The organism is Mitsuaria sp. PDC51, from assembly GCF_900113225.1.
Taxonomy (GTDB): domain Bacteria; phylum Pseudomonadota; class Gammaproteobacteria; order Burkholderiales; family Burkholderiaceae_C; genus Roseateles.
This window is the reverse complement of record NZ_FOZE01000003.1, coordinates 473896-492736: the sequence shown is the minus strand read 5'-3', so window position 1 is coordinate 492736 and position 18841 is coordinate 473896. Positions and strand designations below refer to the sequence as shown.

Annotated in this window: 16 protein-coding genes; 7 read left to right on the top strand and 9 right to left on the bottom strand. The window is 67.7% G+C overall.

Features of this window, described 5'->3' with window-relative positions; all coding sequences use genetic code 11:
* The first annotated feature begins 59 nt into the window (after window positions 1–59).
* Window positions 60–1166, top strand: a complete 1107-nt coding sequence (locus BM393_RS22635; RefSeq protein ID WP_091733266.1) for a Glu/Leu/Phe/Val dehydrogenase dimerization domain-containing protein — start codon at window positions 60–62, stop codon at window positions 1164–1166.
* Window positions 1167–1212: 46 nt separating this feature from the next.
* On the opposite strand, the gene BM393_RS22630 is transcribed toward BM393_RS22635, so the two are convergent.
* Complete coding sequence (locus BM393_RS22630) at window positions 1213–1692, bottom strand: GNAT family N-acetyltransferase (RefSeq protein WP_175538470.1); 480 nt, start codon at window positions 1690–1692, stop codon at window positions 1213–1215.
* A gap of 191 nt (window positions 1693–1883) precedes the next feature.
* On the opposite strand from BM393_RS22630, the gene BM393_RS22625 reads away from it, so the two are divergent.
* The 4 genes from BM393_RS22625 (at window position 1884) to BM393_RS22610 (ending at window position 6855) form a co-directional block, all read left to right on the top strand.
* A complete protein-coding gene (locus tag BM393_RS22625; RefSeq protein ID WP_091733262.1) occupies window positions 1884–3161 on the top strand; it encodes an HlyD family secretion protein in 1278 nt (425 codons plus the stop codon).
* Between the two features lie 87 nt (window positions 3162–3248).
* Window positions 3249–3821 carry a hypothetical protein gene (locus BM393_RS25865; protein ID WP_091733260.1) on the top strand — a complete coding sequence of 191 codons (573 nt, stop codon included), beginning with the start codon at window positions 3249–3251 and terminating at the stop codon, window positions 3819–3821.
* A 65-nt stretch (window positions 3822–3886) separates the two neighbouring features.
* The gene (locus BM393_RS22615) at window positions 3887–4723 is read left to right on the top strand and encodes a hypothetical protein (protein WP_091733258.1); all 837 of its coding nucleotides are present in this window, start codon (window positions 3887–3889) and stop codon (window positions 4721–4723) included.
* 11 nt (window positions 4724–4734) lie between these two features.
* On the top strand, window positions 4735–6855 hold the full coding sequence (locus tag BM393_RS22610) for a peptidase domain-containing ABC transporter (RefSeq protein WP_091733256.1): 2121 nt from the start codon (window positions 4735–4737) through the stop codon (window positions 6853–6855).
* Window positions 6856–6920: 65 nt separating this feature from the next.
* Here BM393_RS22610 and BM393_RS22605 read toward each other — a convergent pair whose 3' ends face one another.
* The gene (locus BM393_RS22605) at window positions 6921–7541 is read right to left on the bottom strand and encodes an MliC family protein (protein ID WP_091733254.1); all 621 of its coding nucleotides are present in this window, start codon (window positions 7539–7541) and stop codon (window positions 6921–6923) included.
* 53 nt (window positions 7542–7594) lie between these two features.
* Window positions 7595–10513 (bottom strand): di-heme oxidoredictase family protein, encoded by a 2919-nt coding sequence (locus BM393_RS22600; protein WP_254783572.1) that lies wholly within the window; start codon window positions 10511–10513, stop codon window positions 7595–7597.
* A 559-nt stretch (window positions 10514–11072) separates the two neighbouring features.
* Between BM393_RS22600 and BM393_RS22595 the strand changes: the two genes are divergently transcribed.
* A complete protein-coding gene (locus BM393_RS22595; RefSeq protein WP_175538468.1) occupies window positions 11073–13298 on the top strand; it encodes an ATP-binding protein in 2226 nt (741 codons plus the stop codon).
* A gap of 117 nt (window positions 13299–13415) precedes the next feature.
* Here BM393_RS22595 and BM393_RS22590 read toward each other — a convergent pair whose 3' ends face one another.
* From BM393_RS22590 to BM393_RS22570, 5 genes are all read right to left on the bottom strand, one after another.
* Window positions 13416–14855 (bottom strand): catalase, encoded by a 1440-nt coding sequence (locus tag BM393_RS22590; protein WP_091733248.1) that lies wholly within the window; start codon window positions 14853–14855, stop codon window positions 13416–13418.
* 131 nt (window positions 14856–14986) lie between these two features.
* Window positions 14987–15364, bottom strand: coding sequence for a response regulator transcription factor (locus tag BM393_RS22585; protein WP_175538467.1), 378 nt, complete (start codon window positions 15362–15364; stop codon window positions 14987–14989).
* A 140-nt stretch (window positions 15365–15504) separates the two neighbouring features.
* On the bottom strand, window positions 15505–16503 hold the full coding sequence (locus tag BM393_RS22580; RefSeq protein WP_091733244.1) for a PAS domain S-box protein: 999 nt from the start codon (window positions 16501–16503) through the stop codon (window positions 15505–15507).
* A 60-nt stretch (window positions 16504–16563) separates the two neighbouring features.
* Entirely contained in the window at window positions 16564–17079 is a 516-nt protein-coding gene (locus BM393_RS22575) for a pyridoxamine 5'-phosphate oxidase family protein (protein ID WP_091733865.1), read from the bottom strand.
* Between the two features lie 26 nt (window positions 17080–17105).
* The gene (locus BM393_RS22570; RefSeq protein ID WP_254783571.1) at window positions 17106–17435 is read right to left on the bottom strand and encodes a hypothetical protein; all 330 of its coding nucleotides are present in this window, start codon (window positions 17433–17435) and stop codon (window positions 17106–17108) included.
* A gap of 73 nt (window positions 17436–17508) precedes the next feature.
* Here BM393_RS22570 and BM393_RS22565 point away from each other — a divergent pair, with 73 nt between their 5' ends.
* On the top strand, window positions 17509–18264 hold the full coding sequence (locus BM393_RS22565) for a DUF72 domain-containing protein (RefSeq protein ID WP_091733242.1): 756 nt from the start codon (window positions 17509–17511) through the stop codon (window positions 18262–18264).
* A 13-nt stretch (window positions 18265–18277) separates the two neighbouring features.
* On the opposite strand, the gene BM393_RS22560 is transcribed toward BM393_RS22565, so the two are convergent.
* A complete protein-coding gene (locus BM393_RS22560; protein WP_091733240.1) occupies window positions 18278–18688 on the bottom strand; it encodes a hypothetical protein in 411 nt (136 codons plus the stop codon).
* Between the last annotated feature and the right edge of the window lie 153 nt (window positions 18689–18841).

The window sequence follows — 18841 nt, the reverse complement described above, 5'->3', positions numbered from 1 at the left end:
CCGCACGGCGCCCTCCGCGGCGCCGGTTTCCTTCAAGCATCACAAGTGCAGGTTCACCCATGAACGCCCTGACCGACATCGCCCGCGCGCTGGCCGCCGGCTCGTCCGATTCCCTCCCCTCCTCGCTCTTCGGCCTGCCCGACCAGGCCCCGCACGAACGCGTGCTGCTGGCCGCCGACCCGGTGACCGGCCTGAAGGCGATCCTGGCGGTGCACAGCACCGCGCGCGGCCCGGCCTTCGGCGGCTGCCGCTTCTGGAGCTACGACAACGAGCTGGCCGCGCTGAACGACGCGCTGCGTCTGTCGCAGGGCATGAGCCTGAAGAACGCACTGGCCAACCTGCCCTTCGGCGGCGGCAAGGCGGTGATCCTGAAGCCGCAAGGCGACTTCGACCGCGCGGCGCTGTTCGCGGCCTTCGGCCGTGCGGTGCAGTCGCTGCAAGGCGCCTACATCACGGCCGAGGACGTCGGCACGACGACGGCCGACATGAAGGGCATGATGGCCCACACCTCGTATGTGTCGGGCATCCCGCGTGACGGCGCCTTCGGTGGCGACCCCAGCCCGAAGACCGCCTACGGCGTGTTCGTCTCCATCGACGAAGGCGTCAAGCGCGTGCTGGGCCGCGACTCGCTCGAGGGCGTGCGCGTGGCGCTGCAGGGCCTGGGCGCGGTGGGCTGGCACCTGGCCGAGTACCTGCACCGGGCCGGCGCGAAGCTGGTCGTCGCCGACGTCAATGCCGAGAAGGTCGCGCGCGCGCAGGCCGAGCTGGGCGCCACGGCCGTCAGCGTGACCGAGATCCTGGCGGCGGACGTCGACGTGGTCGCGCCCTGCGCGCTGGGTGCGACGCTGAACGCGCAGTCGATCCCGGCGCTGAAGGCCCAGCTGATCGCCGGCGCCGCCAACAACCAGCTGGCCACCGCCGCCGACGGCGATGCGCTGCAGGCCCGCGGCATCACCTACCTGCCGGACTACCTGGTGAATGCCGGCGGCATCATCAGCGTCGCGCGCGAGTTCCGCAACGAAGGCGAGGAATCGGCGGTGATGGCCGAGGTCGGCCAGATCCGCGGTCGCGTCGCCGAGCTGCTGGACCGCGTCAAGACGAGCGGTCAGACGCCGGCCCGCGAGGCGGACGCCTGGGCGCGCTCGCTGCTGGTCAAGCCGGCTTGAGCGGACGGCTCATTCGACGCAGCGGCGCCCCGAGGGGCGCCGTTTTTCATGGTGCAGCCGTCACTCGCCGCCGCATTTCAGCCGGGTACTCGACGAAGCCGAGCGATCGATAAAGGCCCTTGCCTTCCGGCGTCGCGCCGAGGTTGAACTCACGAACGCCGAGCGCCTCGCAGGCGGCCATCGCGCGCGCGACGAGATCGGTCGCGATGCCGCGGCCGCGGAGCGCTGCGTCGGTGAGGACGTTGGCGACTCGCCCCATCTGCCCAGCGGGATTCGCCCGCGTCGGGCCCCAGTCCAGCAGCACGACGCCCGCGCCGCCGATCACCCGGCCCTCATGCATGGCGAAAAAGCCGATGTAGCGGCGGCTGCCAATGCGAGGCCGTACCCATTCCGCATAGCCAGCGCGCCGCGCGGCGTCCTCTTCCCGATAACACGCATGCGCGGCGATCTGCTCGGCATCCGAGGGCAGCGCGCGGCGCACCGTCCAAACCGGTCCCTGCCCTGCTGCGGCTATCGGAATCACCATCTCCACTCCCCGCATCCGCCCCTCCATTGAAGAATGGACGGAGTTTAATGGATGCTTCCCGTCAATATGTAAACCCTTACAGTAGATTGAACGAGATACCAGAACGGGCGCTTAACACCCAACTCCGACCGCTCCACTAATATCGCGGCCAAACGGCTCGTCCGCAAACCATCAAAACGACGATTCCAGGGATGGGAACACACCTCTTCAGGTCGGATTACCACGATCGACTGAACCACGAGATTCCGGGTGACGTCCGGATCGCGGCAATGCCCAGCCTGGGTCTGATGACCCTTTTCGCGGTACTCGTCATCATCTCGGCAGTGACATTCCTGATCACGGCAACCTACGACAGGAAAGTGAGCCTTCCAGGGGTTCTCGTGCCGCTTGGCGGCATTATAAATATCTATTCTCCGGAATCAGCCACCGTCGTCGAGACCTTTGTCTCGGAAGGTTCGGACGTGGAGGCCGGAACTCCGCTCGTGCGCCTTCAAGTTGACAAATCCACGGAAAGCGGTCGGTTGAGTCAACTGCAAGCCCAATCCATCGCTAAACGCAAGCGAGCATTGATCGACGACATTGAGGCTACCCGCTCCCAGTATTTACAGCGGCAGGAAAGCCTGTCTCGCCAATTGCGGAGTCTTTCACTTGAAGTCGCCACCTTCGAGGCCGATCTTGACAACAGCAAGGAGCGAGTAAAACTCGCTCGGGTGACGGTCAAGCGATACCGAGAGCTCTCCGAACAGGGCTTCATGCCACTGATCAACCTGCAACAAAAAGAAGAAGAACTGCTTGATCTGGAACTGAGGGAACGTTCGATTCTCCATCAGATCGAGAACGCACATCGATTGATCGATGGAGCCAAGGCGGACCTCGCCGCAAACCAGGGTGCATTTTCAACCGCCGCAGCGAAGAACTCAGGTGACCAAGCACTGCTGGATCAGGAGGAGAAGGAGACCGCAGCGCGCAACGGCTGGCTCATCGAAGCGCCTCATGCCGGCCGGGTGGTCAATATCAATGTGCTGGTGGGCCAATATGCGGCGGCTGGCGTCGCCGTGGTGACCCTACTCCCCTCCGAAGCCGAACATCGACCTCTTGAAGCAAGCCTCTACGCCAACAGCCAGACGATCGGATTCATCGAAGCTGGCCAAACTGTTGCCATGCAGTATGCAGCCTTCCCCTATCAGAAATTCGGCCTGATAGAAGGAAAGGTCCTTTCCGTGGGAACAAGCCCCATCAATCCGCAGGACATTCCCCCTGGTCAAGCGGAAAGCATTTTCTCGAGCAATCCAAACCGAGAACCGCTCTACCGCATCCAGGTCGAACTGCCGTCACAGCGCATGAAGGCGGGAGGCCAGGATATCGCGCTCAAGGCGGGGATGAGCCTGATCGGCCAGGTTCACCTAGAACAGCGATACCTTTGGGAGTGGTTGTTCGAGCCCCTCCTCGCGCTTCGGCGTAGCACCTGAAGAGAGATCGTGCAGTGCCCGCCGGAGGCTTTCCGGAACAATCGCCGATTGGCGCGTCAAATATAGCAAAACGCTGAGGATCAGAAAATGAGAGAGTTGACAATCGAAGAACAGGATCAGGTCGGTGGCGGCATCTTGCCCGCATTGATCGCCGCCGCAACCATTATCGGTGGCGTAGCGGCTTTGGTCTCGATATGGCAGTTCTTCAAGGGGAACAACGGAACGGTGGAGGTCGGCCCCTTGAAGACGCTAGAGGATCTCGGCGGGAAATGCATTGACAAAGGCAGCGAGCTCGAGATCACGATCGACGGCAACAAATACAACTACAAGTGCACCCCTGACCAAAACGGCCACCCTACGGTGGAAACGGATGGCAAGACCGTCGAAACAGACGAAAACGGCGATCCGGTCCTGGATGAAACCGGCAATCCGGTGGTCCACGATTCCAGCGACCCGGATTCCGGCTCCTCCGGCGACAACACAGGTACGAGCGGCAGCGGGGACACGGATGGCGGCGGCGAAGGGGGCGGCAGTGAAGGCGGCGGCGGGGATGGCGGTGGCGGCGGGGATGGCGGTGGCGGTGGCGGTGGCGGTGGCGGTGGCGGTGGCGGTGGCGGTGGCGGTGGCGGCGACGGTCACGACATCAATGAAGAAGAGTAAGACGTAGGGAAGCCGAGCCAAGATTCGGAGATACTCTTCCGAATCTGGCTTCTTTCAAAGGAAAAATGAAATCGTTCCAGTCGATCCCACTCCTCGCCGCCCTGACGATATTTCCTCTGGGAGCCGCCGCGGTGCCCGATGATTCAACCAGGATCCAGGTCGGACTCTGTGGACAAACCCCGCCGACGGACCTTGAGGTCGCCAAGAGAATTCACTCGTTCCAACAGTTGGCAGGTGGAGCGGCGGCCACGCGCGAGTATTTCCAGGCGATTCGTTCAGTCGCGCGCTTGAGCACCGGCACCTCGACTGGCAACGACACCATCCGGCTCGAGGGCCGAATCGATGCCAGCACCCCGGACGCACTGGCCAGGAGAATTCACGAAACGAGTGGAATCAGGACGCTCGAGATCAACAGTTTCGGTGGCGACGCGGTCGCCGCAATGCGGATTGCGCGGCTCCTGGAGACCTCCGGCTTATCGCTGCGCGTCGCCGGATTCTGCATGTCCGCCTGCGCCAATTATCTGTTGCCGGCCGCCAAGGAGGTCCGACTCGTCAATGCGACCATTGGATTCCACGGCAGCCCCTCGGCCTGCTTTCAGCAATCGTCGCTCCTCGACGGCCTGACGCAATGGGGACTGTCCAACTATCTGACTCTCTGGCGAGTCGCGCGTGAAGACCAGGAATACATGGCCAAATACCCGCGCCTCAAGGAACTCATCACCCTTTCCCAGAGAACCGATCGAGGCGCCAAGGATGGCAAAGCTCGCGATTGGTTACTTGTCAGGCCGCTCGATCTTTCCAGATATGGGATTCGAATCCAATCGTCGACAGCGCCTGAAACGTTTGAACGACTCGCGGCGGATCCTTCCGACGGTCTGCTCGGGCCAATCTTTATTCTCTAGGAACCACTGCTTTGCGGGCTTATCTTCAATCGGAAGCCGGTGAATGCGGCTTGGCTTGCCTGGCCACCGTCTTGAATCGGATGGGCGCATCCTTTGAACTTTCCGAACTTCGCCACCGTTTCCCCCAAAGCATCAAGGGCCTGACCGTCCTGGGCCTTTCCCGGATCGCTTCCGAGCTCGGTTTGTCCGCGCGTGCCATCAGACTGGAGATGGACGAGCTTTCCAACCTGGAACTCCCATGCGTGCTGCACTGGAACATGAATCACTTCGTGGTGCTCGAGAAAGTCGGCCGACGCAGTTGCAGCATCATGGACCCCGCGGTCGGCCATGTCCGCGTCAACCGTTCCGAATTTGAAAAGAGCTTCACTGGCGTCGCGGTCGAATTTCAAAAGAACAGCGAGTTCAAGCAAAAGAAGCCGTCCCCCGCAGTGCCGCTGCGCCATTTGACCGGTCGGGTCAGGAATCTCAAACGCACGCTCGCTCAAATACTTATCCTCTCCGTCTTCCTGGAGCTGATCAATCTTGCGTCGCCGTTGATGAGCCAATTGATCGTCGACGACGTCCTGGTGTCGGGCGACAAGAATCTCCTCAGTGTGATCGTCCTGGGTTATGCCCTGCTACTGGCCGTACAAACCGGCGTTTCATACTTTCGCTCGTGGGCGTTGCTGGTGATGAGCCAGACTTTCAGCCTGCAATGGACGAACAACGTCTTCGGCCATCTGCTCAGACTTTCCACGTCTTTTTATGAGAAGCGCCATATCGGCGACATCCTCTCCCGCTTTAGCACGCTGGGCTCGATCCAGAAAATGCTCACGACTTCGGCCGTCGAAGGCGCGATGGACGGCGTCATGGCGCTGGCCGCATTGGTGATGATGTTCATGCTGTCGCCCCAACTGGCTGCGGTGGTCTGCATTGCCGTCGCCGCCTACAGCGTTTCGCGTTTGCTTACCTTGAATTGGATGCGGGCCACGGAAGCCGGACGATTGACCTTGGCTGCCCGAGAGAGCAGCTACTTTGTCGAAACCCTTCGCGCCGTCATACCGCTTCGCCTGTTCGATCGTCTGGACGAACGAAGAATGAAGTGGCAGAACCTGCTGGTTGATGTTCAGAACTTCGACACACGTTCTGCATTCATCACTGTTGTCACCGGAGCAGCCAATAAAGCAATCTTCGGCATAGAGAATCTGGTGATCTTTTGGCTGGGCGCCAAGATGGTTCTGGACAAGAGCAGCTCCGGGGGGAGCTTCACGATCGGCCTGTTGCTGGCGTTCATTGGCTACAAGCTGCAGTTCACGTCCCGGATGTCGGCGCTGATCGACTTCGTGATGGATCTTCGTCTGCTGCCTCTGTATCTCGGACGCTTGGGCGACATCGTTCTCGAACCCAAGGAGAAGGACATCTCCGAGAGCATGGACCTCGCCCACCTGGAGGCCTCCATCGAGTTCCGCAACGTCCACTTCAAGCACTCCGCGTCTGCCCCTTCGGTGTTGAAAGGCGTCAGCTTCAAGATTTGCGCAGGGGAATCTGTCGCGATCTGCGGACCGAGCGGATCTGGAAAGACGACCATCCTGAAGATCATGCTAGGTCTGCTGGAGCCCACGTCCGGCGATGTGCTTTATGGAGGCATCCCTGTCCGTCAGCTAGGCCTAAGAAACTACCGGCGGCAGTTGGGGGCGGTCATGCAGGAAGATGTGCTGCTATCCGGCTCCATCGCCGAAAACATCTCGTTCTACGACCCGGCCGTTCAACGTCCCCTGATTGAGGAGTCCGCCCGGAGGGCAAGCATCCATGACGACATCGTGCGGATGCCCATGGGTTATCACACTCTGCTAGGGGAAGGCGGCGTGGGACTTTCTGGCGGACAGAAGCAGCGTCTCCTGCTGGCGAGGGCCCTTTACAAGCTTCCGCGGGTGCTTGTGCTCGACGAGGCGACCAGCCACCTCGATATTCGCAATGAGCGCGCCATCTCCGGAAATATTCGAGACATGAGGATGACCCGGATCCTGGTGGCGCATCGACCAGAAACGATTGGCAGCACCCAGCGCACGCTGACGCTTCAAGACGGACGGATCTCCGAGACCAGTTCGGCCGAGATGGAGGACTGCGTGCCATCGCTGCGCTTCAGCGCCTGAACCCCACCACCAGCCCCGCCCTCGCCAGCCGCGAGAGCCCGCTCTTCAGCGGATCGTCCGCGCGCTCAGCGCGCCGCGGCGTCGGTGCAGTCCGCGGCGGGCAGGCCGGGCCGTTCCAGACGGAACTCCCGGCCCTTGTTCCACAAGAGGTAGTCGCCGTCCGCGAGCCGGCCGCCGTAGCGCGCCCCAGAGGCGCTGACCTGGTGGTCGAGCACCACGCTGCCCTGCGCGGTCTTGAGCACCGCGGCGCCCGGATCGCTGTTGACGAAGGTGACGGTCACCTCGCCGTCGACAGTGGGGCAGCGCAGCGGCAAGGGCCCGACCGCGAGGCCGCGCCGGTCCTCGCGCCGCGCGTCCGGCAGCGCGCGCAGCTCGGCGATGCGCAGCGCGTATTCATCGCGGACGCAGCGCCGCGGGTCATCGCGCTTCCAGCAGTCATCGCGGCCATTGAGCCAGCCGCGCTGCATCGCCTTCAACTCCGGATGCCGCCGGGCCTCGGGGCCGGTGCTCGCCAGGCCGTACAGCCGCGCGACCTCCCGGTCGAGCTGGGCGAGTTCGGCGTCCTCACACACCATGCGCTCGGCCTGGCCGGCCGGCTTGGCGCACGAGAAGCTCGGGCCGGCGGCCCTGGCCGCCGGCGCCGCGGCCAGCGCCAGCGCCATCAGCGTCAATCGGAAAGGCGTCATCAGGGTCTCCTGTTCCACGGAACTTGGTCCGGAGGCCCATTCTCCGCCCCGCCTCAGAGCGAATTGAGGAAGGCCAGCAGGGCTTCCCGGTCCGCGGTGCTGAGCTTGACGAAACGCTGGCGGCTGGCCGCGGCCTCGCCGCCGTGCCAGACGATGGCCTCGGTCAGCGTGCGGGCGCGGCCGTCGTGCAGGTAACCCACCTTCACGGCGGGACCGGCCACCGCCTCGGTATAGCCGATGCCCCACAGCGGCGAGGTGCGCCACTGGCTGCCGCTGGCCTGGTCTTCCGACAGGTTGTCGGCCAGATCGCTGCCCATGTCGTGCAGCAGCAGGTCGGTATAGGGCTTGATCGTCTGGTTGCGCATCTCCGCGAGCTCGCTGGCCAGGCCGGTCTTCATCTCGGCGACGTGGCAGGCGGTGCAGCGGATGCTCGCGAACACCTGCGCGCCCGCCGCGACCTTGACCGGATCCACCGCCAGGTAGGACAGCGGCGTCACGCCCTTCGGGAAGCCACTGACCAGGCTGCGCTGCGCCGGTACGCCCAGCTGGGCGACGTAGCGCGAGATCAGCTGCAGCTCATCCTCGCTCAGGCCCTTCTCCACCTTCTTCTTGTCGCACTGCGCCGGGCCGGCCAGGCAGTCGCGGTTCGGATAGATCGGCGAGGTCACCGACATGTCGAGCAGCGCCGCATTGGCCGTCTGGTGGCGCAGGCTGACCTTGGTCGCCTTCCAGCCATAGCGGCCCACCCGCACCTGGCCGGTCTCCGGGTCGTAGACCAGGTTGGCTTGGCCCTTCACGCCGTCCTCGTCCGGCGTGCTGCGCACGCGCGCCAGGATGTCGGCGTCGGGGACCGCCTCCAGCAGCCCGAGGCCGATCACCGGCTGCGCGCTGCGCAGCGAATAGGCCGCCGGCGTCGGGCCGTCGAAGCGGATCCGCGGCTTGCTCAGCGTCACCACCGTGCCGTCGGCCAGCGTGACGGTCCGGGTGTCGAAGCCGGCCACGCGCACCGCGTTGCCCCAGTCCTGCGCCGCGCCCGTGGTGAGGGAGCGCGCATTCATCTGGACCGCCAGCCCGTAGACCGGATGCGCCTGCTGCTTGCCGTCCGCGCCGATCGCGGCGGTGCGCACCGCCATCGTGTCCAGGCGCTGGTTGATCACCTGCGGCGCCAGGCTGCGGCCGTTGTTGATGTGGCAGCCGAAGCAGTTGGTCTGGTTGAAGCGCGGCCCCTGCAGCTTCACCGCGGCGGTGTTGCGGTCGTTGCCCGCCTCGTTGTGGTCGCCGGTCCACATGTTGGTGTGGAACCAGCGCCGGCCCTCGACGAAGCGCTGCATGTTCTGCATCCCGATCTGCGTGTTGGGCTGCTGGAACATGAAGGTCGCGTTGTCGGCGTAGTCGTAGGAGATCGAGCCGGTGCCGCCGAGCAGTGTCTCGGCCGGCAGCGGCGCGTTCAGCAGCCGCGGCTGCACGCCGTACCAGGGGCGCAGGCCGGTGCCCACGACATAGGTCACTTCGTTGGTGTAGTAGCGGAAGTTGCCGTTGTCCCCGATCGCGTCCATCGACGCGCGGCTCGCGAAGAAGGAGCCGGTGAACTCGATCGCGTCGCCGATCTTCAGGTCGCGCGAGGGCACGTTGACGCCGTTGGGCACCAGCACGCCATTGGCGTTGGCGGCCACGTCCTGGTGGCCCGGCACGTTGTCCAGCACCACCGAGCAGCCGTCATTCGCGCCGATGACGCCGGCGAAGCCGGAGGTCGGCTTGAGCAGCGCGCCCTCGGGCGGCTTGGGCACCACCGGGCAGGAGGTCAGGTCCTTGAAGCCGTCGGTGTAGGTGGTGTTGTCCAGCAGCCGGCCCGGCGACATCCAGCCATAGCCGGTGACGCCAGCGTCGTCGAAGCGGCGGAAGAAGGAATGGCCGCCGCCGCGCTGCGCCTGCTGGTAGTACTGGTTGACGATGATGCGGGGCTTGGTGACGCCGGCCACGCGGCTGTTGTCGATGAACTCGACGCCCCAGGTGCGGTTCTTGAAGTAGTTGGAGATGAAGTTCAGGTAGGCGCCCGGGCCCTTGTCCTGCGGCTTGCCGTTGGCGTCCACGGTGTCGTTGGGACCGAAGCCGACCTCGTTCCAGTCCTCGCCGCGCTCGCGCGCATGGCGCGAGCGGCCGACGAAGCCGAAGCGGGTCACCAGCGTGCCGTCCGGCAGCGTGAATTGCACCTGCTCCAGCAGCGCCGGCGCGGCGGGCGTCACCGGCGTCGCGCCCGCGGGCGGCACCGGGAAGGCCGAGGTGCTCAGCGTCGGCAGCGTGTTGTCGCTGCCGGGCGCGGCGAAGCTGACCTCGAACAGCGAGTAGCCGTACTGCGTGGCCCGCGCGACGCCCTGCAGCCGCAGGTAGCGCGCGTTGGCGTTCAGGTTGAAGAATTCCTCGGTGCCCCCCTTGCCGCCGGCCACGTAGCGCAGCTGGTACCAGGTCTCGCCGTCGTCGGACACCTGCAGCGCGTACTCCTTGCCATAGGCGTTCTCCCACACCAGCTTCAGATAGCCGAGCGGCTTCTTGGCGCCGAAGTCGAACTGGATCCAGGCCTTGTCGTCGGGCTTGCTGGACCAGCGGCTGGCCAGGTTGCCGTCGATCGCCTTGTCCGGGCCGTTGGCGTCGTTCTCGGTGGCGCTGGAGCTCGCCTTGACGACCGCGACCGCGGCGCCGGGCTGGCTCAGGTCCAGGCCGGCGGGCAGCTGCAGCGCCGGCGGCAGCGCGGGCGCGGCGTTGTCGGTGCCGGTGGGCAAGGTCGGCGGGGCGGGCGCGGCGGGCGGCAGCTCGGGTTCATCGCTGCCGACGGGCGCGGAGGCCGGCGGCGCGGGCGCGGCGGGTGGCGGTGCGGCGGGCGTGCCCGAGACCGGTGGGGTGCCGGTCGAATCCCCGGAGGAGCCGCCTCCGCCGCCGCAGCCCGCCAGCGTGCCGGCGGCGCTGAGCGCGACCACGGCGGTGAATACGAGGCCCCACGGGCGCGGTGGGGGCGGGCAAGCCAACTTCGGGTCAGCCTCTGAAACGGGGTGGCGCATGACGCTCCTGCAGATCCGGAAAACGAAATACCGGAGCGCGGAACTCCGGTGGACTTTCGCCTCGTTCATGCAGAGAACGTGCCGGTTGCAGACGGTCACAACCGACGTCGAAAAACACATTCATCACCATCCGACAACGAAAACGTTAATTCGAAAGAGGTAGCCGCCGGCGCTTGCCGCCGAAATGAGGGTCAGGTTTTGTCAGATGGAGGGGACAAATAATGTCACCCCGTGCGAGACCCGCCCCGCCGCACCTTCCTCCGCACGGCGCCCGGGAGGCCGCCGCGGGCGCGCGCGGCGTCGGTCCAGCCTCTCCCCCTTTCGCGACTGCGACGGTACGGCGCCCCACCCGCCCGCTGATGTACGGGGCACGGAAGTTGCCCCAGCGACCGTTATGCTGCGGACCGCGTCGCCGCCCGAGGCGGGAGGCCTCGCCCGTGCCGGCCGTCGCCGGAGGTTCCAGCCCGGAGTCGGTTCCATGGTCATCGAGAGGCACTGGTTGCGCTGGCCCGCCGCCGCGCTCGTCTTCGTCGCGGCGACGTGGCTCAACCTGCAGTTGCAGCCCTATCTCAACGGCCGCGGACCGCTGCTGCCCTATTTCCCTTCCCTGGTCCTGGTGGGCCTGGCCTGCGGCCTCGGGCCGGCGCTGGCCTTCCTCGCCGCCTCGGCGCTGGCCGTCCTCTATTTCTGGATCGAGCCCATCGGCCAGATCTTCCCGGTCAACTCGCCGCCCGACGCCACGCTGGTCGTGCTGTACCTGGCCGCCGGCGCGCTGATCGCCTCGGTTTCCGCCTGGGCCGGGCGGCTGATGCAGAAGGAGCGCAACAGCCGGCGCCGCCTCAACCTCGCGCTGGCCGCCGGCCGCATGGTCACCTGGGACTGGGACATGGTCACCGGCTTCGCCAACACCGCGGGCGGCGCGAAGCAGCTCTTCGGCCGCCATTGGTCGACGATGGAGGACATGCTGGCCGACATGTCGGCCGAGGACGCCGGGCGCTTCCGCGAGCGCTACCGCTACGCGACCGAAAGCGGCGGCCGCTTCAGCCTGGCCTGCCCGATCACGCGGCCGGACAACGCCGAGGTGGTCTGGACGCAGTTCGACGGCTACGTCAGCCTCGACGCCAAGGGCCGCGCGGCGCATGCCTACGGCGTCGCGGTCGACGTGACGGCCCAGCAGGAAGCGCTGCGCGCCAGCCAGGCGGCCGAGGAGCGTTTCCACCTGGCGCTGCACAGCGGCAAGGTGATGGCCTGGGAATGCGACCTGCAGGGGCGTTACACCTGGGCCTTCAACACGCCGATGGGCTTCTCGCGCGAGGCGCTGATCGGGGCCGAGGTCGGCAGCCTGGTCGGCGAGCCGCAGTTCGCCGAGATCGTCCGCGAGGCGGTAGCGACGGCCCGGCCGATGAACCTGGCGCAGCAGGTGTCGCATGGCGGCCGGACCTACCAGCTGCTGACCTCGCTGCGCCCCGTCCAGGCCCACGACGGCCAGGTGCAGCGCGTGATCGGCGCGACGGTCGATGTCTCCGAGCTGTCCGCCGCGCAGGAGGAACTGCGCCGCGAGAGCCAGCGCAAGGACGCCTTCCTGGCCACGCTCGCGCACGAGCTGCGCAATCCGATGGCGCCGATCCGCTACGCGGTGGCGATGCTGCGGCAGTCCGGCACCGAGGCCACCCGCGCCCACGCGACCGACATCATCGCGCGCCAGTCCGCCCACATGGCCCGGCTGCTGGACGACCTGCTCGACATGAGCCGCATCACCCGCAACGTTGTCGAGCTCAAGCGCCAGCTCATCGACCTGCGCACCGTGGTGCGCCAGGCGCTGGAAGCGGTGGAGCCGCTGTACAGCGAGATGAAGCACCGGGTCTCGCTCTCGCTGCCGCCTCGGCCGGTGCTGGTGGACGGCGATCCGACGCGGCTGCAGCAGGTGCTGGGCAACCTGCTGGACAACGCCGCCAAGTACAGCCCCGAGCCCGGCGAGGTGATGGTGCACGTGGCCGCCGAGGCCGACCGGGCCCGCATCACCGTGACGGACCGCGGCATCGGCATCGCGATGGAGATGCAGCCGCGCGTCTTCGAGCTGTTCACGCGGATCGATGCGCGCGGCGCCGCGCCCTCGGGACTGGGCATCGGGCTGGCCGTGTCGAAGCAGCTGGTGCAGCTGCACGACGGCAGCATCGCCGTGGAGAGTGAAGGCGTCGGCCACGGCAGCCGCTTCATCGTCGAGCTGCCCCTCGCGCCGGGCGGGACGGTGCGCGCCGAGGACCCGGCGGCGCCCACGGCGGTCGCGGAGACGGCGGTGGGCGCGGAGACCGCGGCCGCCGAGGCGCCCTGCGTGATGGTGGTCGATGACAACGTGGACGGCGCCAACACGCTGGCCGAGGTGCTGCGCGGCGCGCACTACCGCGCCTCGGTGGCCTACAGCGGCGAGGACGCGCTGCGGCACTTCGAGCGCCTGCGCCCGCGGGTGATGCTGCTGGACATCGGCCTGCCGGGCATCTCCGGCACCGAGGTCGCGCGGCGCCTGCGCGCGATGGCGTCCAGGGACGAACTGGCGCTGATCGCCATCACCGGCTGGGGCCAGCGCTCCGACCGCGAGGCGACGGCGGCCGCGGGCTTCGACGCCCACCTGGTCAAGCCGGTGGAGTTCAACGAACTCGAGCGGGTGATGCAGCAGTTGCTGGGCGCGCCGCGCGCCGTCTCCTGAGGCGCGAGGCGTCGGCGCGCCGGCCTCAGGTCGACGCCGGATCGCCGGCGCTCAGGGCTGCCCCGGCGCTCCGTGCGCCGACACGCACGAGCGCGCTCGGGACTGGGGACCAGTGACTCAGCCGCGCAGCGCCAGCAAGGCGTTGCGCACGCCCTCGCCATAGGCCGGGTCGGCCAGGGTGCAGTGGTCGATGTGGCGCTGCTGCACGTCCGGGCTGGCGCCGTTCATGGCACGGGCGGTGTTGTCGAACAGCGCCTGCCGCTGCGCCGGGTCCATCAGGCGGAACAGCAGACCCGGCTGGGTGAAGTAGTCGTCGTCCAGCCGGTGGTCCCAGTGCGCGGCGGCCCCGTCGATGGCCAGCGGCGGCTCCTGCAGCTGCGGATGGTCGGCCCAGTCGCCGCGGCTGTTGGGCACGATGGCCGGCGCCGCGCCGGCGTTGCCGTCCACCCGCATCGCGCCGTCGCGGTGGTACAGGTGGTAGGGGCACTTCGGCGCGTTGACCGGGATCTGATGGTGATTCACCCCCAGCCGGTAGCGATGCGCGTCGCCGTAGCTGAACAGCCGCGCCTGCAGCATCTTGTCGGGCGAGAAGCCGATGCCCGGCACCACGTTGGCCGGCGAGAAGGCCGCCTGCTCCACCTCGGCGAAGTAGTTCTCGGGGTTGCGGTTGAGCTCGAGCTCGCCCACCTCGATCAGCGGCGCGTCCGCATGCAGCCAGACCTTGGTCAGGTCGAACGGGTTGTAGGGCAGCGCGCGCGCGGCGGCCTCGCTCAGCACCTGCACGTAGAGCGTCCAGCGCGGGAACTCGCCGCGCTCGATGGCCTCGAAGAGATCGCGCTGCGCGCTCTCGCGGTCGCCGGCGATGAGCCGGCCGGCCGCCTCGTCGGTCAGATTGCGGATGCCCTGCCGCGACTTGAAGGTGAACTTGACCCAGTGGCGCTCGTTGTCGGCGTTGATGAAGCTGAAGGTGTGGCTGCCGAAGCCGTGCATGTGGCGATAGCCGTCGGGCAGGCCACGGTCGCTCATCACGATGGTGACCTGATGCAGCGCCTCGGGCAGCAGCGTCCAGAAGTCCCAGTTGTTCTGCGCGCTGCGCAGGTTGCTGCGGGGATCGCGCTTGACGGCGTGGTTGAGGTCGGGGAAGCGCAGCGGGTCGCGCATGAAGAACACCGGCGTGTTGTTGCCCACCAGGTCCCAGTTGCCTTCCTCGGTATAGAACTTGACGGCGAAGCCGCGGATGTCGCGCTCGGCATCGGCGGCGCCGCGCTCGCCGGCGACGGTGGAGAAGCGCAGAAAGACGTCGGTCGTCTTGCCGATGCGCGAGAACAGCTTGGCGCGCGTGTAGCGGCTGATGTCGTGGGTGACGGTGAAGCGGCCATAGGCGCCGGAGCCCTTGGCGTGCATGCGGCGCTCGGGGATGACCTCGCGGTCGAAGTGGGCGAGCTTCTCCAGCAGCCAGACGTCCTGCAGCAGCGCGGGGCCGCGCGGGCCGGCGGTCTGGATGTTGAGGTTGTCGACCACGGGCGCGCCGTGGGCATGGCTGATCGGTCGGTTCATGAGCGGGGACTCCCTGGCGTGACGGTCCGCGGGCGCGGACGAAGTCGCCACGATGCGGGTGCCGCCTCCCCCTGTCATCCCCCAGGTGGCCGAGTCCGGATCCCTCCGCTGGGCCTACCCGCGCGCCGCGCTCACTCCGCCATCCAGGCACTGTTGGCCAGCGTGCCGAGCTCGTCCACGAGACGGTCGAAGTCGCTGGCCTTGTCGTAGAAGCCGTCGGCGCCGCAGGACAGCACCCGCGGCTCGTAGGCGGCCCGGTCCTGGGCGCTCAGCACCAGGATGCGGCCGCGGAAGCGCGCCGCGCGCAGGCGCTCGATCACGCCCAGGCCCGAGCCGCCGTCGATGCCCAGGTCCACCAGCACCACATCGGGGGCGCACAGCGCGATGGTGCTGAGCGCGGCGTTCTCGCTGCAGGCCTGGCCCACCACGGTGATGGACGCCTCCGCCTGCAGGCGGGTCACCATCAGCCGGCGCAGCAGCGCGTTGTCTTCGATCAGTGCGACTTTCATGGTGATCTCCCTGTTTGAACGAATCATGGGAGATCGATCACGGCCTGGCGAGGCCGGCGTGACGCCAGTGCGGGTGAGCCCGCGCGCCGACCGGCCGTCGGGCGAAGGACTACAGGCGTGGGCGGCGCGCCGCGGGGGCCTCAGGGATCGCCGGGCGCGGCGTCCTCAAGATGAATGAGGAAACCATCCGGCGGGCCGTGCTCGTCGAGACGCGGCGTGACGCGGACCGTCATGGCGCGGTGCCGGCCGCCCAGGCGCAGGTCCACCTCGAAGCTCACCGGCTCGCCACCGATCGCGCGCTCGATCGAGGCCTCGGCCGCGCGCCGGACGCTGACATCGCGCACGAAGGCCGTCGCGCCGGTGCCGCCGGCCATGCGCAGCGGCGCGACGAACAGCTCGATCGGCACCCGGTGGCCGCGCTTGTGGATCGCATCGACCTCGAATCGCCGCCCCAGCACCGGACCGTCGCCGGTGCGCTGCAGCCGCGACATGCCACGCAGGTGCGCGCTGCGCATCTCCGGCGGAATGATCAGCTCATGCAGCGGGCGGCGGATGGCCTCGGCATAGCTCCAGCCCAGCGTCGCCGTCGCCTGTGGATTCCACTCGGTGATGAGGCCGTCGGGATCGATGCTGATGAAGGCGTCCGGACTGCTGGCCAGCGCGCTCTGGAAAGCCGCGTCGGCCTCGGCCCGCGAGCGCCCGGTCGGTGCGTCGCCGGGCGCCGGTTCCGCGGCCCGCGAGGGAGCGTCGGCCTCGTGCTGCGCCAGCGTATGCCGCGCATCCCACAGCGGCCGCTCGTTCACGAAGGCGCTGTGGGTGCTCTTGACCAGCTTCTGGTCGTCCAGCGTGCCGGCGGCGACCTTGATCTCCGGCGGCGCATCGTCCTCGAGACAGAACAGCTGCGTCGCGCAATGCGGGCAGAACTGGCGCAAGGCATGGTCCGAGGACCGCCAGGTCTGCAGCGCGCCGTTGACCCGCAAGGTGGCGCGGTCGGCGGTCAGCCAGGCCATCCCGGCGCCCCCCGAGGATCGTCGGCAGGTGGCGCAGTAGCAGACCGCGGCGTCGAGCTGGGCGGCATGCACGGCGTACTCGGCTCGCCCGCAGGCGCAACGACCGCGAAGGACCAGGGGGCTCATCATCGGGCCATCCTATCGGAGGCAAATCCGGCGCGTCGAGCCCTGTGCCCCCGGGGGAAGCCCTCACCGCATCCGGACCTGCCCCGTCTCGCCCAGGTCCTTCGGCGGCTGGCCGGTCACCGCCGACTTCGCCATCGCATACAGCTGCATCAGCTTCGAGGCCTTCACGTCCCAGTAGCTGGCGTGGTTGATGCGCACCCGCAGCAGCGCGAGGTCGGGGTCGTCCACGCCCTTGGGGAACCAGGCCTCGGCGGCCGGATTCCAGAGGGCCTGCTTGCGCGCCCTGTCCTCGTCGAGTTCGGCGGTGCCGGACACCGAGACATAGGTGTCGTCATCGGCGTCGGCGAAGGCCACGTTCACCTGCGCGGCGCCGACGATGTCCTCGTAAGCTTCGCCGCCCCGGGACATGAAGAACCACAGCGAATCGCCCTCGTCGACGCCGCGGTTCTGCAGCGTCATCGGACGCGCGTGCAGGTGACCGTTGGGATGCTGCGTCGTCAGCATGCCGAAGCGCATGTCCTTGATGAGGTGCCAGAGTTTTTCGCGTCGTTCGGTGTCGCTCAGCGCTTGATCGCTCATGTCGTGCTCCTTGGCCATGTGCCTCCTCACAGCAAGCCTCGCTCCCGGGCCCGCGCTCGAGCGGTGCGCTCGCCTGTCGCGTCGTCGGGAGCGCGGGTGGCGGAGCGATCGACGCCATCGTCGGCCTGCCGGTTCTTCCGCACGCCGCGCAGGTTGAGCAGGAACAGCCCGACCTGCAGCACGATGAGCGCGTAGGCCTGGGTGTGCAGGCCCCAGGCGCTCCACAGCAGGTTGCTGGCGACGAAGACGCCGAAGCCCCAGCGGCGGCGCGCGGCGCTTCGCGCGGCCACCAGCCAGGCGGCCAGCAGGGTCACGGCCATCGCGGGCCATTGCAGGGCATCGAGGAAGGTGTCCATCGGTCGGGAGCGCGGTGTCGGCGACGCGGGCGTCGATCCTCGACCAGGGCAAGCCGCTTGCCGGCAGGCGTCCATGTCGCGATCAACGCCCTTGCACATCGGCACCGCGGGCTGGAGCGTGCCCCGCGCCGTCGCCGCCGCCTTCCCGCCGGAGGGCAGCCAGCTCAGCCGCTACGCCGCCGTGCTGAACGCGACCGAGATCAACACCACCTTCAGCCGCACGCACCGGGCGGACACCTTCGCGCGCTGGGCCGAGCAGACGCCGGCGCGCTTCCGCTTCTCGGTCAAGCTGCCGCGGGCGATGACGCACGACGCGCGACTGAAGGTGCCGCGGGCCGAGGTTCGCGCCTTCGTCAACTCGCTGGCCGGGCTGGGCGAACGGCTGGCCGTGCTGCTGGTGCAGTTGCCGCCGTCCCTGCCGCTGGAGACACGCACCGCGCGCGCCTTCTTCCGCTCGCTGCACGCGAGCTTCGACGGCGCGATCGTCTGCGAGCCGCGGCATGCCTCGTGGTTCAGCGCGGCGGCGGATCGCCTGCTGGTGGACGAGCGCGTCGGCCGCGTGGCCGCCGATCCCGCTCGCCCCGCCGGCGCGGACGAACCGGGCGGCTGGCTCGGCGAGCGCGGCGACGGCCGCGGCGCCGTCGTCTACTACCGCTGGCATGGCTCGCCGCGCATGTACTGGTCGCGCTACGAGGACGCCTTCCTCCAGGCGCGGGCCCAGGCGCTCGCGCGCTGGCCGGCCGGCACCTCGATCTGGTGCGTCTTCGACAACACCGCGTCGGGCGCGGCGGCCGATGATGCGCTGCGGTTCAGCGCGCTGATGGGATGACGTCCGCGGCCGGTCAGGCGTCGGTGTCGAAGCCCTCGGGGTCCAGCGCGAAGCGCCAGGCCGTCGACCGCTGCAGCGCGTCCTTGAGCGCGCGCGAGCGCGGCGGCAACAAGGCCGCCAGTTCCGCGCTGAAGAACTCGCAGCCGAGCGCATGGGCCACGTCGCAGACGACGTCGATGAAGTGGTCGGTCTCGGTGGCGCAGGCGTCGAGCCGCGCATGCAGCTCGTAGTGGCCGTCGGGGTCGGACACCATGTCGATGCAGTTGTGTGCCTCGTCGCCGAAGTAGCGCCAGCCCTCCAGCATCGGCGTGCTCGGGCCGACGCGCGACGCGAGGTAATGCATGACGTCGCTGCGCGAGGAGGGATGCCAGGAGGCCTTGGCGCTGCCATGCGCGAAGGCCAGATCGAACTGCCAGACGGCCATGACGGGGACCTGGAGCCGGGGTGAAGCGATGCTACGCCCGCGACTCCCGGCGCGCCACGCGATGTGGCTATCGATGGGATAGCGCCCGTCCACTGGAAACGCGGGCCGCCGCGCGTGCTGCAGTGCACCAACGAAGCCTCGCCTGCGCTTGCG